At 66.2% G+C, this 18,043-nt stretch carries 13 protein-coding genes; 9 read left to right on the top strand and 4 right to left on the bottom strand.

Features of this window, described 5'->3' with window-relative positions; genetic code table 11:
• The first annotated feature begins 12 nt into the window (after positions 1-12).
• The 3 genes from OIT41_RS08025 (at position 13) to OIT41_RS08035 (ending at position 4,295) form a co-directional block, all read left to right on the top strand.
• Positions 13-1,371, top strand: a complete 1,359-nt coding sequence (locus OIT41_RS08025) for an MFS transporter (RefSeq protein ID WP_241708325.1) — start codon at positions 13-15, stop codon at positions 1,369-1,371.
• A 98-nt stretch (positions 1,372-1,469) separates the two neighbouring features.
• Positions 1,470-2,687 carry a DUF4192 domain-containing protein gene (locus OIT41_RS08030; protein ID WP_241708324.1) on the top strand — a complete coding sequence of 406 codons (1,218 nt, stop codon included), beginning with the start codon at positions 1,470-1,472 and terminating at the stop codon, positions 2,685-2,687.
• A gap of 312 nt (positions 2,688-2,999) precedes the next feature.
• A complete protein-coding gene (locus tag OIT41_RS08035) occupies positions 3,000-4,295 on the top strand; it encodes an RNA polymerase sigma factor (protein ID WP_078105527.1) in 1,296 nt (431 codons plus the stop codon).
• A 78-nt stretch (positions 4,296-4,373) separates the two neighbouring features.
• On the opposite strand, the gene OIT41_RS08040 is transcribed toward OIT41_RS08035, so the two are convergent.
• Positions 4,374-5,786: a PLP-dependent aminotransferase family protein gene (locus OIT41_RS08040; protein WP_264637739.1), complete on the bottom strand. Its 1,413-nt coding sequence runs from the start codon at positions 5,784-5,786 to the stop codon at positions 4,374-4,376.
• Between OIT41_RS08040 and OIT41_RS08045 the strand changes: the two genes are divergently transcribed.
• Both OIT41_RS08045 and OIT41_RS08050 read left to right on the top strand, forming a co-directional pair.
• A complete protein-coding gene (locus tag OIT41_RS08045) occupies positions 5,785-6,723 on the top strand; it encodes a DMT family transporter (RefSeq protein ID WP_264637740.1) in 939 nt (312 codons plus the stop codon). The genes OIT41_RS08040 and OIT41_RS08045 overlap by 2 nt on opposite strands.
• Before the next feature lie 47 nt (positions 6,724-6,770).
• Positions 6,771-7,421, top strand: a complete 651-nt coding sequence (locus OIT41_RS08050) for an FMN-binding negative transcriptional regulator (RefSeq protein WP_241708321.1) — start codon at positions 6,771-6,773, stop codon at positions 7,419-7,421.
• 105 nt (positions 7,422-7,526) lie between these two features.
• Here the strand turns inward: OIT41_RS08050 and OIT41_RS08055 are convergent, their stop codons facing one another.
• Positions 7,527-7,748 carry a hypothetical protein gene (locus tag OIT41_RS08055; protein ID WP_078105523.1) on the bottom strand — a complete coding sequence of 74 codons (222 nt, stop codon included), beginning with the start codon at positions 7,746-7,748 and terminating at the stop codon, positions 7,527-7,529.
• Positions 7,749-7,970: 222 nt separating this feature from the next.
• Here OIT41_RS08055 and OIT41_RS08060 point away from each other — a divergent pair, with 222 nt between their 5' ends.
• Positions 7,971-10,079, top strand: coding sequence for a DNA gyrase/topoisomerase IV subunit B (locus OIT41_RS08060; protein WP_078105522.1), 2,109 nt, complete (start codon positions 7,971-7,973; stop codon positions 10,077-10,079).
• Between the two features lie 32 nt (positions 10,080-10,111).
• Here the strand turns inward: OIT41_RS08060 and OIT41_RS08065 are convergent, their stop codons facing one another.
• Together OIT41_RS08065 and OIT41_RS08070 are read right to left on the bottom strand one after the other, a co-directional pair.
• Positions 10,112-11,104, bottom strand: coding sequence for a M56 family metallopeptidase (locus OIT41_RS08065; RefSeq protein WP_241708320.1), 993 nt, complete (start codon positions 11,102-11,104; stop codon positions 10,112-10,114).
• Between the two features lie 6 nt (positions 11,105-11,110).
• Entirely contained in the window at positions 11,111-11,497 is a 387-nt protein-coding gene (locus OIT41_RS08070) for a BlaI/MecI/CopY family transcriptional regulator (protein WP_078105520.1), read from the bottom strand.
• 274 nt (positions 11,498-11,771) lie between these two features.
• Between OIT41_RS08070 and OIT41_RS08075 the strand changes: the two genes are divergently transcribed.
• The 3 genes from OIT41_RS08075 to cydD are packed head-to-tail and all read left to right on the top strand — an operon-like array spanning position 11,772 to position 17,935.
• Positions 11,772-13,385: a cytochrome ubiquinol oxidase subunit I gene (locus OIT41_RS08075; protein ID WP_241708319.1), complete on the top strand. Its 1,614-nt coding sequence runs from the start codon at positions 11,772-11,774 to the stop codon at positions 13,383-13,385.
• A 20-nt stretch (positions 13,386-13,405) separates the two neighbouring features.
• Complete coding sequence (gene cydB, locus OIT41_RS08080) at positions 13,406-14,503, top strand: cytochrome d ubiquinol oxidase subunit II (protein WP_264637741.1); 1,098 nt, start codon at positions 13,406-13,408, stop codon at positions 14,501-14,503.
• Between the two features lie 3 nt (positions 14,504-14,506).
• On the top strand, positions 14,507-17,935 hold the full coding sequence (cydD, locus tag OIT41_RS08085; RefSeq protein ID WP_264637742.1) for a thiol reductant ABC exporter subunit CydD: 3,429 nt from the start codon (positions 14,507-14,509) through the stop codon (positions 17,933-17,935).
• The last annotated feature ends 108 nt before the right edge of the window (positions 17,936-18,043 follow it).

Here is an 18,043-nt window from a genome sequence, read left to right on the forward strand (position 1 = left end):
CATAATGGAAGGGTGAACGCACCCCGCGCCTGGCTCATTTGGACGATCGGGGTGCTTGCCTACCTCGTGGCAGTCGCCCAGCGCACATCCTTTGGTGTGTCCGGACTGGAGGCCACCGAACGGTTCCATGCCAGCGCAGCCGCCATTTCCTTCTTCACGGTGCTTCAGCTGCTGGTCTACGCAGGCCTCCAGATACCGGTGGGACTCCTGGTTGACCGCTTCGGCTCGCGCGCCATGATTGCCAGCGGTGCCGTGCTCATGGGCCTCGGCCAACTCCAGTTGGCTTATGCCGACGCTGTTCCGGCGGGCGTGCTTGGCCGGGTCCTCGTCGGCGCCGGCGATGCGATGACCTTCGTCTCCGTGATCCGCCTCGTGCCGATCTGGTTCGCGCCCGCAAGGGTTCCGCTCGTCACCCAGCTGACGGGAATGTCGGGCCAGCTCGGCCAGCTCATCAGCGTGGTGCCGTTCGCCCTGGTCCTTCATTCGGCCGGCTGGAATACGGCATTCCTGGCGTTGAGCTCCCTGTCCGCGCTCGCCGTCGTGCTCGTGCTGGCCTTGCTCAGGGATGTTCCGCCGGGCCACCCGCCCCGGGAGAGCGGCCAAGGGCTTCGTGCCACAGGAGTGACCTTGGCCCGTGCGTGGAAGCAGCCGGGGACACGCTTGGGCCTCTGGTGCCACTTCACTGTCCAATTCAGCGGAAACGTCTTCGCCATGTCCTGGGGTTACCCGTTCCTGGTGTCGGCGCAGGGGCTGAACGCAGCAACCGTGTCCGCCTTGATGGGACTCTTCGTTGTCACGAGCATTCTGGTGGGGCCGTTGTTCGGGACCTTCGTGGCCCGGCACCCGATGCGGCGCTCGGCCATGGTCCTCCTGATCACGGCGGCGATCGCGCTTGCCTGGGCCGCGGTCCTGTTGCTGCCTGGCCGGGCGCCCCTCTGGTTGCTCGCCTTGCTGGTGGTCGCCCTGGCCATCGGTGGCCCCGGGTCCATGATCGGCTTTGATTTTGCCCGGACCTTCAATCCTTCCCACAGGATCGGCACCGCCACGGGCATCGTCAACGTGGGCGGCTTCGTTGCCGCGCTCCTGACGATCTACTTGGTGGGAGTCATCCTCGACGTTCTCCACACCAGCGGTTTCTCGGGCGGCGAGCTGTACGGCCTGGCGTCCTTCCGCATCGCCTTGAGCGTCCAGTTCCTGTTCCTCCTGGTGGGTACGGTCTTGATCCTCATGACCCGTCGCAAGGTGCGCCGCCAGATGGCGGCCCAGGGCGTACACGTCCCGCCGCTCCTCGTGTCGTTGGCGAACCAGCGGCGCCGCCGCGTGGAGTTGCGCCGCGAAAGGCTCGCGAAGCAGAAGAGCTCGACGCCATAGCCTGTTCCGCGGTCCTCCACAGGCATCCGTGGACACCTTTGTCCACATAGGGCAATTGAAGTCTGCCGGCGCCCACTCCTGCCACCGATGCTGGATTCATGACAGCAGACAACCGTGTGACCATTTCCCGGCCGGAGGACATCCTCGGCTTCATTCCGCACGCCTTGGGGCTCTGGCCGAAGGAGAGCCTCGTGGCCATCACGCTGCGCGGGCAGACACTTGGCGCAACCCTCCGCGTCGACCTTCCGACTGAGGGATCCGAACGGGTGCTTGCCGAGTACTCACGGAGGATCGGGGAGTACCTGGAAGCGGACCATGACGCCGACGGCGCGCTGTTGGCAATCTTCAGCGACGAGGGTTGGGACGCCGGCGGTGCCGGGCCGCACGGCCTGCCGCTGCTGAAAGCCCTGGAACCCGTCCTGGCCCGCACTGGCTTGGCGTTGCGGGATGCCTGGTTCATTGGTTCCGAGTTCTGGCGAAGCGCATTCTGCGCCGATCTGGAGTGCTGTCCTCTTCCCGGGCGTCCCGTGGACCAGATCCTGGATAGCCGGCTCAATGCGGAAATGGTGTTCCGGGGGAGCAGCGTCAGGGAATCGCCCGGGCTGTTGGGCCCTGGGGACCAGCCTGTCCGTGATCCGGAGTTCATGCGTGCGGAAGCCGCCACGCTTGAGGAGCTGCTCCGCTGCTGGCGGAGCAGGAAGGCATTCGAACAAATGCTGGAGGTGTGGACGGGAGTCCTGGATTCCGGCGGTCCGGAGGAATTCGACGGAGAGGCTGCGGCGTTCCTCCGGGCGAGCCTGCGGGTTCCTGCATGGCGCGACGCGGTGGTGGTGCTGGCGGCGGCGGGGAAGTCCGTCGCGTGCGGCGGTGCCGAGGCCTTTCACTTCTTCGAGCATGAAGACGATGAAGGGGATGGCCTCGTCATTCCGCAAGGGCTCTGCTCCCCGGCACCGGTGGCCGCCAAGTCCACTGAGGCCACGGATGTCAATGCCTCGCGCTATGGAGACGTGCTCTTGGGCCTCTACCCGGAGACCCCCGATTGGAGCCGCGTGGCGAGCCTGGACCAGGTTCTCGCGATGCTCTCCCGGCACGGTGGTGGGGAGGCCCGGGCCGCAACGCTCACGATCCGGGGGTGGATTCAGTGGTGCCGGGGGAGCGGCTCTTTCGCCGCCGAGCTCCTTTCGGAGGCAGACGCCGAACACCGGGGCTATCGGCTCGCTGAACTGCTCGCCGAGGTGGTGAAGCGAGGGACGGTGTGCGGCTGGGCCAAAAGCAAGTCGTCGGCGTGGCGGAAGTTCGGTGGAGCGGCGGCATGACGCCAAACCCCAGGGGACTCCAGGAGCGCGCCATTGAGGCAAACCCGCAGGGACGTAATTGTCTGCACGGTTGCCGGTTTCGACCCCCGGAACTCAAAACCGTGAGACAATGGTTGCCGAGACCCGGTTGGGTCCGTGTTTCAAGTGCCGTAAACGTCCCCTGAACTCTAGGGAACATTAAGGCGCCGTCGGGAGTTCTACCTAAAGACTCTGCAGTCGGCGATGGCACTTGATGTTGATCACGGACTTGACAGGGTCATAGTGGTGTTGCCCCCATGGTGATTCCACAGACCGCCGCTAGAAAGGTTTTCTGTGACCCCGTCTTCCGCCGAGAAGGAACCCGCCGCCCTGGCCGAACTGTCCGCCGAAGAAAAGAAGGCGGCTACAGCTGCGAAGCGCGCGGCAACGCGTGCTGCCAATGCTTCGACTGCAGGTGCAGAGAAGCCGGCACCCAAGAAGCGCGGGCCCAAGCCCGGCGCCAAGGCCGCTGCCGAAGCAGCCAACAAGTCCGCCGGCGCCGACGAGGACTCCGAAGAAGCCGAGGATTTTGACGCCGTCGTTCCCGACGAAGCAGAGCTCACGGAGGAAGTCGAAGAAGGCGAAGAGGGCAAGAAGCCAGCGACGACCGGTTCCGGCTTTGTCTACTCGGATGCCGACGACGACGATGCGCCTGTCCAGCAGGTCATGTCCGCCGGTGCCACGGCCGACCCCGTCAAGGACTATTTGAAGCAGATCGGCAAGGTTGCCCTGCTGAACGCAGAGCAGGAAGTCGACCTTGCGCTCCGCATTGAAGCCGGCCTCTTCGCCGAAGAGAAGATCAATGCCGACGACGGCTCCATGGACCCGAAGCTCAAGCGTGAGCTCGAGTTCATCATCCATGACGGCAAGAGGGCCAAGAACCACCTCCTTGAAGCCAACCTGCGCCTCGTGGTCTCCCTGGCCAAGCGCTACACCGGCCGCGGCATGCTGTTCCTGGACCTCATCCAGGAGGGCAACCTGGGCCTGATCCGCGCAGTGGAGAAGTTCGACTACACCAAGGGCTTCAAATTCTCCACGTACGCCACGTGGTGGATCCGCCAGGCCATCACCCGTGCCATGGCTGACCAAGCACGCACTATCCGCATTCCGGTGCACATGGTGGAAGTCATCAACAAGCTTGCACGCGTTCAGCGCCAGATGCTCCAGGACCTTGGACGCGAACCTACGCCTGAGGAACTTGCCCTCGAGCTGGACATGACTCCCGAGAAGGTTGTTGAAGTCCAGAAGTACGGCCGCGAGCCCATCTCGTTGCACACCCCGCTCGGCGAAGACGGCGACTCCGAATTCGGTGACCTCATCGAGGACTCCGAAGCCGTCGTCCCGGCGGACGCGGTGAGCTTCACCCTCCTGCAGGAGCAGCTGCACTCGGTGCTCGATACCTTGTCCGAGCGTGAAGCAGGGGTCGTCGCCATGCGATTCGGCCTTACCGACGGCCAGCCGAAGACTTTAGACGAAATCGGCAAGGTCTACGGAGTCACCCGCGAACGCATCCGTCAGATCGAATCGAAGACGATGTCCAAGCTGCGCCACCCCTCGCGGTCTCAGGTTCTGCGCGACTACCTTGACTAAAGCAACGGACGCCCTGGCCTAAGCGGCACGGCCCGTCAAGAAGTGGGCTCCCGGATTCCCGGGGTCCACTTCTTGCATTCAGGGGCTGTTCCGTTCGAGTGCTTGGCCGAGGATGCGGGCGCCTTCCGGGAACGCCGAGGGGTTGGGCCCGGCGTAGTTGAGGCGTATGAACGGTCCCGCCGGTTCGGCCGGAAACCACTCGTTACCGACTGCGATCATGACTCCGGCACTCTCGCAGTCACGCGTCAGGCCCTCGAGGCCCGTGCCGTCGGGAAGCCGTGCCCAGAGATTCAGTCCTCCCTTGGGGACGATGCTGAGGTGGGCCTGGGGGGCGTGCTCGCGCAGGCTCGAGACAAGCAGGTCCCGGCGTGACTGGAGCTGATGGCGGAGGCTGCGCAGATGGGTCTGCCAGGCCGGTTGGGTGACGACGTCGAGTGCCGCGGCCTGCAGCAATCCGCTGACGTACATCGACTCGGCGGCGCGGTCTGCAAGGATGCGTTCGCGGGCAGGGCCTCGCGCGATGACGGCGGCAACGCGGATGGCGGGTGAAACGCTCTTCGTGAGGGAGCGCAGATAGACCACGTGGCCGGAGTCGTCACGTGCGGCGAGGGGCGCCGGCGTCGACGTGATGCCGAAATCGTGCGCCCAGTCGTCCTCAACGAGGAACGCGCCGTACTGCCGGACGACGTCCAGGACCTCTTCGCCCCGCCGGGTGGACCATTGTGCCCCGGTGGGGTTGGCATAGTTTGGTTGGGCATAGAACAGCCGTGCGCCGGTCTCCTCGAACGCTCTGGCCAATTCTTCGGGGTCCGGCCCATCGGCTCCGCTGGGCACCGGGACGATGCGGACTCCGGCCTGGGTCGCGGCCAGGATAGCTCCCCAGTAGCTCGGGGATTCCATGAGCAGCGGCTGCCCGTGGCCGACCAAGGCAGTGAAGATGGAGCTGAGGCCGCCCTGGCTTCCCGGCAGCACGATGACGTCGCTCACTGTCGGCGGGGTGAGTCCTGCCGGCGTTGCGGTGCCGAGTTCGTGCGCGAACCAGGACTGCAACTCCGGAAGCCCCGCGGCGGGTGGTCGGGACAAGGCAGCATCGCCGCGGGACGCCCGGGCGAGGGCGGCCCGCACGAGCCGCTCCGGCAGGAGTTCCCGGTCCGGGTATCCGGAGTGGAAGGCAATAGTTGCGTTCGACGTGTCCCGCATCGTGGTGGAGGCTGAGCGCGGAGGCGCTTGCGGTGCGCGCAGGGCCGCAGTTTGCCAACCGTAATCCGAGGGGCGTGCTGTCCGGACCGCCCGCACGAAGGTTCCGACGCCCGGCCGGCTCTCGATCAAGCCCTGCGACGTGAGCGCTTGCAAGGCTTTCTGCACCGTCACAGGGCTGGCCTGGTAGTCGGCAACCAGTGACCGGGTGGACGGCAGCCGGGATCCCGGCGCGGCCCCGACGATCCATTCCCGCAGTCGCATCGCAATCCTTGAACTGCTATCGTTGTTCATGAGAGGCAATAGTAGCGCTACTACAATAATTCGCCCAGTGGTACTGTCCCGTCCGGCAACTGGCCTTTGGTGGGGCCTCCTGGGAGTAGCGGCGTTCTCGTTCACTGTTCCCTTCACCCGGGTGGCGGTTGGTGCCCTGTCGCCCTTGTTCATCGGCTCCGGCCGTGCCGTCGTCGCGGCGATACTCGCGGCGTTCGCCCTCTTGCTCACCAGGCAGCGGCTTCCTCGAGGCAGGCAATGGGCGCGCCTGGCCGTGGTTGCCGCCGGGATTGTTGTCGGATTCCCCTTGCTCACCTCGTTCGCACTCACGACGGCGCCGGCCAGCCACGGCGCCGTCGTCATCGCCCTCTTGCCGGCAGCAACGGCAAGCGCCGCAGTACTACGCGGACGCGAGCATCCGCCCGCCGTCTTCTGGCTGGTGACAGCCGTAGGGGCTGTTGCGGCCATTGTTTTCGCTTTCGCACAGTCAGGCGGGCTCGGGCAGCTGAACTGGGCGGATGTGCTGCTCCTCGGAGCTGTCGTTGCTGCGGCCATCGGCTACGCGGAAGGCGGCTTGCTCGCCCGCGAACTCGGCGCATGGCAGACCGTATCCTGGGCGCTTGTCCTGGCATTGCCGTTGATGGCCGGCCTGGCTGCCCTCTCCATGGCCCAGCAGCCGCCGTCAGCCTCACCGGGCCAGTGGGCCGCTTTTGCATATCTCGGAGTCGTCAGCATGTTCTTCGGCTTCTTCGCCTGGTATCGGGGCCTCGCCATCGGGCCCATGGCCAAAGTCAGCCAAGTACAACTCATCCAGCCGGTGCTGAGCATTTGCTGGGCAGGGCTGCTGCTGGGCGAATCCCTGGGCTGGACGACGATTGCGGGTGGGCTGGCCGTCATCGTCTGCGCCGGCGTCGCCGTCCGGGTCCGGCTCAATCCGCGGCCGGAACAGAATCGCTGAAGACCAACAGAACAGATCGCCCGACCCAAGAGAGGAAGAATAGAACCATGTACATCCCCGCGCATTTCGACGCCGGTCCCGACGTCATCCACGAGCTCCTGACGCGGCCGAACGCGGCGAACCTTGTCACCATGACGACGCAGGGCCTGCTCGCGACCTTCCTGCCGCTCATCTACGATCCCTCGATCGGCGAACACGGAGCGCTCCACGGTCACCTTGCCCGGACCAATCCGCAATGGTCCGAGGCGGTGATCGGGGAATCACTCGTCATCATCCAGGGCGCGGACGCCTACATCTCGCCATCCTGGTACGCCTCCAAGGAGGAGCATGGACGCGTCGTCCCGACGTGGAACTACTCCACTGCGCACGTCTACGGCAAGCTTGCCGTCCACGATGATGCGACGTGGCTCGCGAACCATGTCAGGCAGCTGACCGACCTTAACGAAGCCGGTTTCGAGCGGCCGTGGTCCGTCGACGACGCGCCGGAGCGGTACATCTCCGGCCAGCTGCGCGCCATTGTCGGCGTCGAACTGGTCATTACCCGCATCGAAGCGAAGGCCAAACTGAGCCAGAACCGGCCAGACACGGACGTCGACGGGGTCGTGGCCGGGCTTGATGCGCAAGGGCTCACGGAGATCGCGGCCGATGTCACCCGGGCGAGGCAGGAAAGACAACGCCGGGATGCGGGCCGCGCCTAGGCAGAGGAGTCTTCGGTTAACGCAACAGCCCCCTCCATTCGGAGGGGGCTGTTGTCTCTGTGAAATTATGTCAACCGGGCGGCCTCTCAGGGCCAGCCATCGGGGCTAGTCGGCGAGGACGGGTTCCTTCTCCTGAAGGCGACCGGTCTCGTCATGCCAGTCGGAAGTCATCGGCCGCAGCGTGGCCTCTACTGCACGTGCGTGGTGGCCGCAGAAGAGCAGCTCACCGCCGGAGGACTCGAGTACAACGCGGACATATGCCTGGGCCCCGCAACGGTCGCACCGGTCGAGTGCATTGAGTGTGCGGTCTGCAACTGCTGTTGTCATGTTCGGCCTCCTTAGTAGTTCTGTGTATCCATATAACCAGCATTCGAAGCAAAACCATGGCAAGGATGGGTCACGTTCGCTGTCCGCGTATCACATGTGCGTAACACCGGGAAGTGGCGTCCAGCACGATTGGGAGTGGCAGCTCTCGTCATGGCTCCGGGCCAGCTAGCCTAGGAGGAGTGTTTTTTGCCTCTGTTACACCCCCGAAGGAGCGCCCCGCCCGTGGCACCGAGTTCTGAATACAACGCCCGGCACCTTTCAGTTTTGGAAGGCCTGGAGGCGGTCCGCAAGCGTCCGGGCATGTACATCGGCTCCACCGATTCACGCGGCCTCATGCACTGCTTGTGGGAGATCATTGACAACTCGGTGGACGAAGCGCTGGCGGGCTTCGGGCACGACATCCAGATCATCCTGCACGCGGACAATTCGGTGGAAATCCACGATGACGGCCGGGGCATCCCGGTGGACCTGGAGCCCAAGACCGGGCTCACCGGCGTCGAAGTGGTCTTCACCAAACTGCACGCGGGCGGAAAGTTCGGCGGCGGCTCCTACACGGCATCCGGCGGCCTGCACGGCGTTGGCGCGTCCGTGGTGAACGCGCTCTCCGCCCGTCTTGACGTGCAGGTGGACCGCGGAAGCAAGACGTACCAGATGTCGTTCCGCCGGGGCGAGCCTGGCCGGTTCAAGGACACCGGCTCGAAGCCGAGCCCGACGTCGGTCTTCGAACCGTTCGTCGAGAACTCGGTGCTCGACGTCGTAGGCAAGGCCAAGCGGGGTGTCACCGGCACCCGCATCCGCTACTGGGCGGACCGGCAGATCTTCACTCCGGACGCGAAGTTCGCTTACGAGGATCTTGCAGCCCGCGCCCGCCAAACGTCCTTCCTGGTTCCGGGACTCAAGCTTACTGTCCGCGACGAGCGCCGGCTCCCCGGCACCCCCGGCGAGAACGGACCGCACCAAGAGGTGTTCCACCACGACGGCGGCATTTCCGAGTTCGTCGACTTCCTCGCCGCGGATTCAGGCGTCACGGATATTTGGCGGCTCCATGGTGCGGGCAAGTTCAAGGAGACCGTTCCGGTCCTCGACGAAAACGGGCACAGCAAGATCGCCGAAGTGGAACGCGACTGTGAAGTGGACATCGCGCTGCGCTGGGGGATCGGCTACGAAACCACCATGCGGAGCTTCGTCAACATCATCGCCACGCCCAAGGGCGGCACGCACCAGGCAGGCTTCGAGCAGGCACTTCTGAAGACGTTCCGCAAGGCCGTCGAAACGAACGCGCGCAAGCTCAAAGCGGGCAACGACAAGATCGAGAAGGACGACGTCCTGGCCGGCCTCACCGCGGTGCTGACGGTCCGCTTGGCGGAGCCGCAATTCGAGGGTCAGACCAAGGAAATCCTGGGCACTTCGGCTGTCAGGGCGATTGTTGCCAAGGTGGTCGAGGACGAGATCACGGGGCGCCTGACCTCGGCGAACCGCAACGACAAAGCCCAGTCCGCGCTGCTGCTCGAGAAGATCGTCAGCGAGATGAAATCCCGCATCTCAGCCCGTGTCCACAAGGAAACGCAGCGCCGGAAGAACGCGCTGGAAACGTCGTCGATGCCCACCAAGCTGGCGGATTGCCGCACGGACGACGTCGGACGCTCCGAGCTCTTCATCGTGGAAGGAGACTCCGCCCTTGGCACCGCCAAGCTGGCGCGCTCTTCGGACTTCCAGGCGCTGCTGCCGATCCGTGGCAAGATCCTGAACGTGCAGAAAGCCTCGGTGGGGGACATGCTCTCCAACGCGGAGTGCGCAGCCCTCATCCAGGTGGTGGGTGCCGGTTCGGGCCGGAGCTTCGACATCGACGCCGCGCGTTACGGCAAGGTGATCCTCATGACCGATGCGGACGTCGACGGCGCGCATATCCGTACGCTGCTGCTCACCCTGTTCTTCCGGTACATGCGTCCGATGATCGATGAGGGCCGCGTATACGCGGCCGTCCCGCCGCTGCACCGCGTGGAAGTCATCAACGCCGGCCAGAAAGCCAACGAGATGATCTACACGTACTCGGAGGCCGAACTGCACGTCCTGCTGGCCAGGCTCGCCAAGGAAGGCAAACGCTACAAGGAGCCGATCCAGCGCTACAAGGGCCTGGGCGAGATGGACGCCGAGCAGCTCGCCGAGACAACCATGGATCCGCGCCACCGCACCCTCCGCAAAGTGGGAATCGAGAACGCCAAGATGGCGGAGGATACTTTCGACCTGCTGATGGGATCGGACGTCGCCCCGCGCAAGGACTTCATCATCGCCGGCGCGGCGGACCTGGACCGGGAACGTATCGACGCCTGATCCGGCGGGCCTACCTAGGCCGGCAGACCTCTTCAGCCCAGCAAGCCCGGCACGATCAGCAGGCCGGTCGGCACGGCGAGCAGCATTGCCGAGGCGGCAAGCACCAACGCTCGCTGGGCTGCCGGAAGCGGCGGTTTGGGCGAGAGCAGGCGGCTGACGCGCGACGCCGTCGTGCGCGGTGAGTCGGCGCCGCCGGTGCCGCTCAAGGAGCTGTTTTCGGGGGAGGCGTCCTGCCCGCTTGTTCCGGGTGGCGCGAAGTGCTCCACGGGACGGGCGGAGCCGCTGGCGACGATCGCGATCGCCTTGATGAGCGTTCCCTTGCTCTCGGTGCGCAGGGCCACGTCATCGGCGAGCATTTCGATCAGGGAGTTGACCGCCACCTGGGCGAGCCGGGTAGTCGGGAACCAGGGGAGTGCCTGGCGCCACGCGGCGAAGGCCCACAGAAGAAGGTCGTGGCGTTGCGAGAGATGGGCGTTTTCATGGATGAGGACGGCCCGGAGCTCGGCCGGCTCGAGGGCGGCCATGAGGCCGTCGGACAGGACGGTCACCGACCGTGCGCCGCCCGGCAGGCAGTAGGCAACGGGGGAGTCGTGGTTGATGACCACGGTGCCGGGGCCGTCGTCGGACGGTGAGGCCAGGAGGGCGAGGAGCTCGCGGTGCCTCCGCCGCTGCCGTTCGATCTTGACGTAGGTGAGCAGCAGGGTGAATACGAGGTGGGCGCTCAGCAGCGCCGCGGCGGACAAGGCGAACAAGTGCCAGAAACCCAGCGCCGTGGTGGGCTCGTTGTGGAGCACCATGCCAGCCAGGGAGCGCAGGCCTGCGATGAGGTTGTCGCCGATGGGCTCAAGCCCGTAGACGAGCATGGCACCGATCATGGACAGGCCACCGGCGAGTGCGATGGCCTGCCAGAGGACCATGGCCATGAAGGGTGCGCGCGATGGCCATTCGGCGCGCGACAAGAGGACGGGAACCGGCCAGGCCAACACCAAAGCAAGGACCGCCAGAAAATATGAGGTCCAGAACATGGGTGGTTAGTTTTTGCCGAGCAGCTTGCGCAGCGTGGCGGCTTCACTCTCGCTCACGGAACCGATGAACCGGGCCAGCACGGCTTCGCGGTCCGGCGCGGAGCCGAGTGCCTCGTGCATGAGGTCCGCCGTGTGGTCCGCGCGGCTCGAAACAGCCTGGTAGCGGTGCGGGCGGGTGCCGCGTTCGCGCTCGACGAGGCCTTTCTTCTCAAGGCGGGACAAGACCGTCAGCACTGTGGTGACTGCGAGGTCCTTGCCCTGGTGTCCTGCAATGCCGTCCGTGGCGGCAGAATCCTGCGCCAGCAGATCACGAAGTTTGTTGGCTGTCGCAGCCTCCTGGCCCGCCCAAAGGAGGTCCATGACCGCCCGTTCCAGTTCGCCAAGACTTGCCATCAATGCATCCCTACTTTCCGCACTTCCCTCCCCGTCTCATGGGCCGGGGGAAGTGCGATGTTCCAACATTCCACCTTCAATCTACCGCTTTTCAGGCGGCGATTCTACGTGAGGTAGAACATGCGGCGCGCCGTGTCCTTGCGGCACTGTGACGCCGCTGGAAGAGTGGTGAGCAGATCGCAGCGGGCTTGTTCTACACTGTGTAGAAGAAACAAGTTCTACGCTACGTAGAAATGGACGCCGCTTCGCGGGCAGCCGGATAAAAAGGACAGCAATGGACGCCTTGGAAATCGCACGCTGGCAATTTGGAATCACCACGGTCTACCACTTCATGATGGTGCCGTTGACCATCGGACTGGGCCTTGTCGTGGCTGTCATCCAGACCCTTTGGTATCGCACCGGCAAGGTTGAATACCTCCGGATGACCAAGTTCTGGGGCAAGCTCTTCCTCATCAACTTCATCATGGGCGTGGCCACGGGCATCGTGCAGGAATTCCAATTCGGCATGGCCTGGAGCGAATACAGCCGGTTCGTCGGCGACGTGTTCGGTGCGCCCCTCGCCCTGGAAGCCCTTCTGGCGTTCTTCGTGGAATCGACCTTCCTGGGACTCTGGATCTTCGGCTGGAAGCAACTCAAGCGCGGCGTCCACCTCGCGTGCCTCTGGATCGCGGTGATCGGCTCGGTCTTCTCGGCCTACTTCATCATTGTGGCCAACTCCTGGATGCAGCACCCCGTCGGCGTCACGATGGTCAACGGGCGTCCCGTCATGACCGACGCGTGGGCGGTATTCACCAACAACACCGCGATGGTGGCCGTACCCCACACCCTCTTCGGCGCGCTGGCCGTCGCCGGTGCGTTCCTCCTGGGCATCGCCTGGTACCACCTCTGGCGCCGCCGCCACGACGGCATCGACACCGTCGGAACGGATGGCCGCGCCGTCGCCGGCGAAGCCGACATCCCCGGACGCGACAAGGCCGACTACAAGGTGTGGATCACCTCCCTGCGGATCGGCGCCGTCGTCGCCATGATCTCCTTTGCCGGTACCGCCATCACCGGCGATATGCAAGGCAAACTGATGTTCGAACAACAGCCGATGAAGATGGCCGCGGCAGAGGCCGCGTGCCACGACGGCACCGGGTTCTCCGTGCTGAGCATCGGCAACCTCGGGTCCAAGAACTGCAACGACATCGTGGCCGTGATCGAGGTCCCCGGTATCCTCTCCTTCCTGGCCAAGGGGGACTTCAACACAGAAGTGAAGGGGGTCAACAGCCTCCTCGACGAGTACAAGGCCAAGTACGGCACCCACCTGCCGAACAATCCCCTGTACGGCGACCGGGCAGGCCAGGAAATCCAGTACGTGCCCGTCATGGAAGTGACCTATTGGGGCTTCCGCATGATGATCGGCTTCGGCGGGATCGCCGCCCTTGCCGCTTTGCTGGCCCTGTGGGTCACGCGCAAGGGCCTGGTCCCGCAGTCCCGCTGGATCATGCGCCTCGCGGTCTTCGGCATCCTTGCTCCCTTCGGCGCCAACGCCGCCGGCTGGATCTTCACGGAAATGGGCCGGCAGCCGTTCGTCGTCGCGCCCAATCCGGACGCCAGCGGCGTCGACCAAGTGTTCATGTTCACGGCCGCGGCCGTCTCGCCAGGCGTCTCCGCCGGAGAGCTCATCACCTCGCTGGTGGTGTTGGCCTCCATCTACGCGGTCCTGCTCGTGGTGGAAGTCCGGCTGCTGGTCAAATACGCCCGCGGAGGCGTGGTGTCCGCGATGCCGGAGCTCGCTGAGGCTCGCGGGAGCGAAAAGAAGGAAAAGAAGGACGACGACGGCGGGACGCCGGGCGCCCCGGGCCAACCCGGCGACAGCGACGACGTCTTGGCATTCGCCTACTAGGAAGCAGAGGGAATTTTCGAATGGAACTGTTGCCTACCGTCTGGTTCGTGGCCATCGCCGTGCTGTGGACGGGTTACCTCTTCCTTGAGGGCTTCGACCTCGGCGTCGGAATGCTCATGAAGCTCTTCGCCCGGAACAACACCGACCGCCGGGTGCTGCTGAACACGGTCGGTCCGGTGTGGGACGGGAACGAAGTGTGGCTGCTGACCGCGGCCGGTGCCACCTTCGCGGCCTTCCCGATGTGGTACGCCTCGCTGTTTTCGGCGCTCTACCTGCCGCTGCTGATTGTCCTGGTGGCCCTGATCTTCCGGGCCGTGGCTTTCGAGTACCGGGGCAAGGTGGACACTGCGCGTTGGCGGACGATCTGGGACTGGGCGATTGCCCTGGGTTCGTTCACGGCGGCGTTCGGCATCGGCGCCGCGCTGGCGTTGACCACCACCGGGCTGCCGATCGACTCGAACGGCGACCGTCAGGGCGGCCCCTTTGCCTGGTTCAGCGGATACGCCCTGCTGGGCGGTTTCGCCGTCGTCGCGTTCGCCTTGGTGCACGCGCTGGCGTTCCTGGCCCTGAAGACCGACGGCGACGTGCGCCACCGTGCGCGCCGCTGGTTTGTGCGGCTCGCCCCGCTCGCATTGCTGCCGCTGCTTGCGTGGATGGTGGCCCTCCAGCTGCTCAGCGGCAAGCCGTTGACGTGGATCCTGGTCATCCTCGGAGTCCTGGCGGGTGCAGCGGCCTGGGTCCTCGCCCGCAAGGGGGCTGAGGGCAAGGCCTTCGGAGCGCTGGGTGCGTTCCTGGTGTGCGCCACCGCTTCCATCTTCGGCGCGGCGTTCCCCGTGGTCATCCCTTCCACCGTGAACCCCGCCTTCAACCTCACGATTTCCAACGCCTCATCGTCGGCCTACACGCTGGGGCTGATGAGCATCGTGGCCGCCGTCGGCTTGCCGCTGGTCATCGCGTACCAGGCCTGGACCTACTGGGTGTTCCGGCGCCGTGTGAGCGCAGCCCACATTCCCGCCGCGCATGGCTTCCTGCCGGCCATTGCGGCCAAGGTGCTGGTGGGCCATGCGGCTCCGGGCGGACCGGCTGCCAAACACGCACCGCAGGACGCCGGCGAGTAGCGGATGAAGCCGCAGCTGCCCGCCGGAGCGGCCACCCGATCCGCCTTGTACGTCCTTGGTCTGCTGTCCACGCTCAAGGCTTTGTCGCTGGTCCTGATAGCGCAAGCCATCGCGGGGATGTTGTCCGGCCTTGCTGCCGGCGGCATGGGGTGGCGCGAAGGACTCGCCTGGGGAGCCGCCGGCGCTGTCCTGCGCTCGCTGACGGTCTGGGCCCAAGGAGTCGCGGCGCGCCGGGCGGCCCTCGGGGTCAAGGAAGAGCTGAGGCTCCGGCTGCTGGGGCGCGCCCTCGGCCCCGGGGCTGCGGGACGGGTCGGAGACGTGAACGACGGCGGGCTCGCCGTGCTCGCGACCCGCGGACTTGATGCGCTGGACAACTACTACACCCAGTTCCTGCCCGCCTTGGTCAATTGCGCTGCGCTGCCCTTGCTCCTTGGCGCGCGGATACTCTTCGCGGATTGGGTCAGTGCCGTGGTTGTGGTGCTGACCGTGCCGCTGGTCCCGCTGTTCATGGTGCTGATCGGCCGCCACACCGAGGACCGGGTCCACGAAGCCCAATCCACGCTGCGGAGGCTCTCCGGGCACATCCTGGAGTTGGCCAAGGGCCTTCCCGTGCTGGTGGGACTGGGCCGCGCGGGCGAACAGCGTGCGGCCCTCGAGGACCTCTCCGAGGAATACCGCTCGCGGACCATGGGAACCCTGCGGACCGCGTTCCTCTCCGCGCTCGCCCTGGAACTGATAGCCACCATCTCCGTCGCTGTCGTGGCCGTCTTCATCGGGGTGCGGCTCGTTGCGGGCGACATGGGTCTGGAAGCCGGCCTGCTGGCCCTCATCCTCGCCCCCGATTGCTATCTTCCCTTGCGCGAGCTGGGCACGGCCCACCACGCCAGCGACGACGGGCGCGAGGCCTTGGCCGCAACCAACGCCGTGCTGGAGTCGCCGGCGGGCCGTTCGCTGAATGATGATTCCGGTGCTGAAGCGCACGACGCCGGAGCTTCCGCCGGCGTCGTGGTCACCGGGCTGACGGTGACGTACAGGGGAAGGGCAGGTGCCGCCGTCGGGCCCATTGACTTCGAGGCTCCGGCCGGGCGGATTACCGCCCTGGATGGCCGCAGCGGTTCAGGCAAAAGCACCATCCTTGGCGTTCTCGCCGGCACGATCGGCGACGGTCCGGAGGCAACCATCGAAGGTTCCGTCACCGGACTGGATGCGCGCTCGGTGGCGTGGGTACCGCAGCATCCCGTCATGGTCGCCGGTACTGTCCTGGACGAGGTTGTCCTTTACCTGAACGGCGGCGACGCGGACTTCGCGCCGTCCGTCACTGGATCCACGCCGGACGCTGACATCGCGAGGGCCATGCGTTGCCTGGAGCAAGCCGCCGCGGAGCACCTCGCGTTCAAACATCCTGCCGAGTTGAGCCCTGGCGAAGTGCGGCGGGTGGCCGTGGCCCGCGGCTTGGCGCGCCTCGACGCCGGTGCCACGGTCCTGCTGCTCGACGAACCCACCGCCCACCTCGACGTCGCGTCCGCGGACGCCATTCGTGCGGCGATCGCGGGGCTGCGGGGGGCCGCGGCTGTCATCCTCGTGGCCCACGACGCCGCGACCCGGAAACTGGCGGATTACGTCGTGAGCGTCGACGGCGTGACGGCGCAGGATCATGCCGGCCACGTGGCCCCGGAATCCGCTGTGTCCGTGCCTGCTCCGCTCCAGGGGGACGCGACTCCCGGAACCACACCGGACGGGGGAATGGAACCCCCCACCGCCATCCCCACGCTCAAGGCCCTGGCCAGCATCCTGGCGCCCGTCCGTTACAAGTTCGCCGGTGCCGTGCTGCTCGCGGCGCTCGCCGCCCTGTTTGCCGTGGCGTTGTCCGGGCTGTCCGGCTGGCTCATTATCCGCGCCAGCGAGCAACCGCCCATCCTGTACTTGCTGGGAGCAATCGTCGGCGTGCGGTTCTTCGGCATAGGCCGGGCCGTGCTGCGCTACTCCGAGCGGCTCGTCGTCCATGACACGGTTTTTGCGGCGATGACAAGGCTCCGCGGCGCGCTCTGGGCGAGCCTCAGCGCGCGGGCCCTGTCCTTGCGGCGGCTCCTGCTGGGCGGCAATGTCCTCGGAGCGGTGGTGGACGACGTCGACACGCTGCGGGACGTGCTGCCGCGCGTCGTCCTGCCGCCCCTCTCCGCGGTTGCGGTCGGGGTGGCGGCGGTGGTCGCCTCGGCCCTGCTGGTTCCCGCCGCTGTGCCGGCGGTGGTCGCCACCGCCGTGCTCGGCCTTGTCGTAGCTCCTCTTCTTGCCCTGGCGGCCGACCGCAACGCGGCCCGCTCAGAGCAGCAACTGCGCTCATTGGTGCTTCGCGATGTTGCCGCAGCCCTCGACGCCCGTGCCGAGCTCAGCGCCAACGGCGTGGCGGGAATGGTTTTGTCGTCCTTGGCCCGGAGGGACAGCGCGGCCACTGCGGCGGCGCAGCGTTCCGCGTGGGCGGATGGCATCGGCCAGGGACTGACCGTGCTGGCGTGCACCCTGGGAGCGCTGGCGGCCGGAATCCTCGGCGCCCCCTCGGTGCAAACCGGAACTGTCGCGCCGGCTGTGCTGGCCGTCGTCGTCCTGGTTCAGCTGGCCCTCGCTGAGCCCTACGGAGCAGTTGTGTCCGCCGTGCGGCAGGGGCCGGCTTTGGCCGCGGTGCTGCGGCGGATCGCGCAGTCCGGAGCCTTCGACGCCTCGGATGCCGGCGGCGGCGTGCTGAAGCTGCCTGAGCGGCCAGACGGTGCCGCGGGGTTGTTGCTGGATGGCCTCGAAGCGTCATGGCCGGGTGGAACCCCCGTGTTCAGCGGGCTCAGCGCCGAAGCGGCCCCCGGGCAGTGGCTCGCAGTCACGGGACCCTCCGGTTCCGGGAAATCCACGTTGCTCTCCGTGCTGCTTGGCTTCCTGCCCGTGTCTTCCGGCAGGGCATGCGTCACCGGGAATGCCGCCTGGTGTCCCCAGGAGGCCCACCTCTTCGACTCCACCATCCGCGGCAACCTGCTGCTCGCCCGCCCGGCCGGCCACAAGCCTTCCGAAGCGGACATGCACAAGGCGCTCGGCGCCGTCGGGCTCTCACGATTGGCACCCGGACTTCCGAAGGGCCTGGATACCCGCATCGGCCCCTCCGGTTCGTCCCTGAGCGGCGGCGAACGCCAGCGGCTCGCCATGGCCCGCACGCTCCTCACCGGCGCAAAAGTCCTGCTCCTGGACGAGCCAACCGCCCATCTCGACGCCGAGGCCGGGCGGCTCATGATGGCGGAGCTGCGCGCCGGACTGAAGGATGTCACCGTGGTGCTGGTGACGCACAACCTGGCCGACATCGTCGGGGGAGACGCCCGCCTGGATCTCGGCTCGCCGTCGGCGCTCCCGTCGGCACTCCCGTCGGCGCTCCCGGAGCTGGTGCGCGGAAACTAGTGGTCATTTTCGTTGATTCTCGTTCTTTCTGGTTATTCGTCGGGGGTTTAGGGGCCAAGTCCTCTTCGCGTCGGGAGGACATGCGCGTTCCTCGTGCCCGCGACCGGA

This window comes from Arthrobacter sp. YA7-1 (genome assembly GCF_025960325.1).
Taxonomy (GTDB): Bacteria; Actinomycetota; Actinomycetes; order Actinomycetales; family Micrococcaceae; genus Arthrobacter; species Arthrobacter bambusae_A.